The following is a 916-nucleotide window of genomic DNA, read 5'->3' on the forward strand; positions in this document are numbered from 1 at the left end:
CGTTTTGTACGAAAACCCTGCTTGATACACTGACCTCGTTCTTGCAGGAGAAGAGGCCAGATGTCGAGACGTTACGAGCTTCCAGAAGAGGCCTGGGAGCTGATCGCCGATCTGTTTTCCCGTCCGCAGCGTACCGGTCGCCCACGCCGGGATGACCGCCTGATGCTCAACGGCATCTTCTGGGTACTGTGCTCGGGTGCGGCGTGGCGCGACCTGCCTGAGCGCTTCGGTCCTTGGTCGACGGTCTACCAGCGGTTTCGCGACTGGCGTGACGACGGCACCTTCACCAAGGTCCTGGAACGGTTGCACATCCGGCTGCGCGAGGATGGGTTGATCGATCTGGAGACCTGGATGATCGACTCGACCTCGATCCGTGCCACGCGCGCTGCCGCTGGCGGCGGAAAAAAAGGGGGCCGCAGGAGCCGCTGAGCCATGCGCTCGGGCGCAGTCGCGGCGGCCTGACGACCAAGATCCACCTGCTCTGCGACGCCAAAGGCGTTCCCTTGAGCTTTCTGCTCTCTCCGGGGCAGCACAGCGACATCCGCTATGCTCCACCGCTCCTCGATCAGGTCCGCTTGCCCAGCGCTCATCGAGGTCGTCCGCGCACCCGTTGCCGCCAACTGCTCGCCGATAAGGGCTACGATGCCGACGACTTACGCCGCTACTGCGATCGGCGCGGTATCCGTCCGGTGATCCCGCAGCGCCAGGGCGTGCGCAAACCCAAGCCTGGCCGCCCTCGGACACTCAACAAGCCCAGCTATCGCAAGCGCAACGTCATTGAGCGCCTGTTCGGCTGGCTCAAGTCCTGTCGACGCATCGCCACCCGTTACGACAAGTTGGCGGCCAGCTTCTCGGCAATGTTCACGCTTGCTTGCATCCGCAGATGCCTCAGGCATTACTTTTCGTACAAAACGTA

Annotated in this window: 1 protein-coding gene; it reads left to right on the top strand. The window is 62.9% G+C overall.

Translation table 11 applies throughout. The features are described from left to right. Nucleotides 1–60 precede the first annotated feature (60 nt). Nucleotides 61–916 (top strand): IS5 family transposase gene (locus EBL85_RS16825; protein WP_123143511.1). Its coding sequence is split into 2 segments (ribosomal slippage), with 857 coding nucleotides annotated over them: nt 61–409 and nt 409–916; the frame shifts between segments, so codons are not numbered across the junction. This gene is flagged as partial in the annotation.

Source organism: Marichromatium sp. AB32, assembly GCF_003718675.1.
In the GTDB taxonomy this organism is placed as follows: domain Bacteria; phylum Pseudomonadota; class Gammaproteobacteria; order Chromatiales; family Chromatiaceae; genus Marichromatium; species Marichromatium gracile.